The organism is Mycobacterium sp. TH-M82, assembly GCF_057473605.1.
Genome location: NZ_JBYCKY010000238.1, coordinates 1 through 2,502, shown reverse-complemented (window position 1 = coordinate 2,502; position 2,502 = coordinate 1). Strand labels below are relative to the sequence as shown.

Below are 2,502 nucleotides of genomic sequence, written 5' to 3'. Positions count from 1 at the left end.
GGACTGGGAATGGTCGTCGTTTCACGACTGGCTGGCGCGGTTCGACGGCCGCATCGCCGTCAACGCCGGCTTCCTGGTCGGCCACTCCGCGCTGCGGCTGGCGGCGATGGGCGATGGTGCGGTCGGTGGTCAGGCGAGCCGGCACCAAATCGAACGGATGGCGGCATTGCTGCACGACGCGCTGTCCGCTGGGGCGCTGGGACTTTCGACATCGCAGTCGCACACCCACAACGACGCCGCGGGCCATCCGGTGCCGTCGCGCAGCGCCTCGCACGAAGAACTTGTCGCGCTGGCCGGCGGTGTCCGCGACCATCCGGGCACCACGCTGGAGGCGATCGTGCCCGGCTGCCTGTCGGGCTTCACCGACGACGAGGTCGCGTTGCTCACCGACATGTCCCTGGCGGCCGGCCGGCCACTGAACTGGAACGTGCTGAGCGTGACGGCGGCCAACCCGACCGGTCATCTTGGACAGCTGCGCGCATCGGAGATCGCCGCCGGGCGCGGCGGCCGGGTGCTAGCACTGACCCTGCCGCACGCCATGACCATCCGGTTGTCGTTTCTGTCCGGCTTCGTGCTCGACGGTTTGCCCGGCTGGCGCGACACCATGCACCTGCCGGTGCCCGAGCGGCTCACGGCGCTCTCCGACCCCGAGGTGCGCCGGCGGCTCAACGAGGGCGCCCAATCCGAGGAAGCCGGTGTCCTGCGCGGCCTGGCGCGCTGGGAGCGGCTGATCATCGTCGAGACCTTCGCGGCCGAAAACGGCGACGCTACAGGTCGTTCCGTCGGCGAGGTGGCCGCCGCCCGTGGCCGTGAGCCTTTCGACACGCTGTGCGACATCGTGATCGCCGACGAGTTGCGCACCGGGCTCAGGCCGGCGCCGACCGGCGACGAGGCCGCCGACTGGCGGCTGCGCGCCGAGGTGTGGCGCAACCGCGACGTCGTGATCGGCGGTTCGGATGCCGGAGCCCACCTGGACATGATGTGCGGCGCGATCTACACCACGTCGCTGCTCGGTCGCGGCGTCCGTGAGCATCAGGTGGTGACGCTCGAAGAAGCCGTCCGGTTGATCACCGACGTGCCGGCCCGGCTCTACGGGTTGCGTGGCCGCGGCCGGATCACACCCGGTTGGCACGCCGACCTGGTGCTGTTCGACCCGGCGACCGTCGACCACGGTCGGGAACACACCCGCTACGACCTGCCCGCGGGCGCGCCCCGACTGGTCGCCGACGCCCGCGGGATCAGCTCGGTCTGGGTCGGCGGCGTCGAGGTCTGCCGCGACGGCGTGGCGACCGGGGCTCTGCCCGGCACGGTGCTGCACTCCGGCCGGGACACCGAAACGGTGTCGCCATGACGAGTTCGGTTGCCGACGAATTCGATCCGGCCGAGCTGCAGGACGGGCTGCTCATGCAGGTCGAGAACGTGCACGAGCGGCTGCGCGCGGCGCGGAAGGAACACCGCGTGATGGTCGGCAACCCGTTCGCCGAAGCCGCCAGCCAGACGCTCGGGGTGGACGGGGTGACGGTGCTGGGTTACCAGGAGTGCCGGACGGTGCTCACCCATGACGTGACGTTCTCGTCGTCGATCTACCAACAGATCATGGGCCCGGTCATGGGCCGCACCCTGCTGGAACTCGGGGGCGCCGAACACCTGGCCACCAGGGCGCTGGTGGCGCCGTCGTTTCGGGCGGCGCTGCTGGACCGTTGGCGTGGGGAACTGGTGGAAGTGGTGGTCGGCGAGCTCATCGACCGGTTCGCGCCGCGCGGACGCGCCGAGCTGGTTCGCGAGTTCACGTTCGCGTTCCCGGTCCAGGTCATCGCCCGGATCATGGGGCTGCCGCGGGCCGACTACCCGCGGTTTCAACGACTGTCGATCGAGCTGCTCAACGTGGTCTACGACTGGGACCGCGGGATGGCCGCCTCGGCAGCGCTGAAGCAGTACCTCGGAAGGATTCTCGCCGAGCGTCGGCGTGACCCACAGGACGACCTGATCAGCATGCTGGCGGAGTCGGAGATCGACGGTGCCCGCCTGAGCGACAATGAGATTTTCGCGTTACTGCTGTTGATCCTGCCGGCCGGCGTCGAGACCACCTACCGAGCCTCGGGCAATCTGCTGGTCGCGCTGCTCACCGACCCGGCGCTGCTGGCTGAGGTGCGCGCGGACCGCGGCATGATCCGCGGCGCGGTCGAAGAGGCGCTGCGCTGGGAGCCGCCGATCACCGCGGTGATGCGGGTGACGACCCGCGACTGTGATCTCGGCGGGCTGGCGATCCCGGCGGGTACCAACGTCAACGTCAGCGTGGCAGCCGCCAACCGGGACCCGGACCGGTATCCGGAGCCGGACCGCTTCGATCCCACCCGGCGCAACATCGCACACCTGACGTTCGGCGGCGGCCCGCACCTGTGCCTGGGTATGCACTTGGCCCGGATGGAGACCACGGTGGCGATCAACGCGCTGCTGGATCGACTGCCGGACATGCGGCCGGCCCCCGACGCCGCGCCGCCG

The 2,502-nt window shown here is 70.4% G+C and carries 2 protein-coding genes; both read left to right on the top strand.

Translation table 11 applies throughout. The features are described from left to right. The coding region (locus AC2VON_RS07050) for an amidohydrolase family protein (RefSeq protein WP_486952299.1) at nt 1-1,351 on the top strand (1,351 nt) is incomplete at its 5' end. Then, nucleotides 1,348-2,502 (top strand): cytochrome P450 (locus AC2VON_RS07045; protein WP_486952298.1); only part of this gene is annotated, 1,155 nt, incomplete at its 3' end. The genes AC2VON_RS07050 and AC2VON_RS07045, both read left to right, overlap by 4 nt.